This window comes from Sphingomonas sp. 10B4 (assembly GCF_035019905.1).
Lineage (GTDB): Bacteria > Pseudomonadota > Alphaproteobacteria > Sphingomonadales > Sphingomonadaceae > Sphingomonas > Sphingomonas glacialis.
The window spans coordinates 1-250 of sequence record NZ_JASJVC010000454.1 but is presented as its reverse complement, the minus strand read 5'-3'; the positions used below and the strand labels follow the sequence as shown (position 1 = coordinate 250).

Here is a 250-nt window from a genome sequence, read left to right as displayed (position 1 = left end):
CGCTGATATGAAAATTAACGCGCTGCGTTGGCGTTTTTCTTTCTATCACCGAAGCAAGTTGTTTTGGCTGCTTAACTGGAATAGGTGAAGAGTCGACAGGCTGACTGACATTGGGAGGCTGCATATTCGATAAGCTTCTTGTCTTGGAGTGACGAGCCAGCAAGTCACGAACGTCAATCTGTGCGCGAATCGACTCCAGCGTCTTGATTGATTGCTCGCCGCATTCTTCAAAAGCCATACAAGCTTTGCA

Annotated in this window: 1 protein-coding gene; it reads right to left on the bottom strand. The window is 47.6% G+C overall.

Annotated features, from left to right (window positions below):
- A partial coding sequence (locus tag QN347_RS20470) for a hypothetical protein (protein ID WP_323494498.1) occupies nt 1-238 on the bottom strand: 238 nt, incomplete at its 3' end.
- Between the last annotated feature and the right edge of the window lie 12 nt (nt 239-250).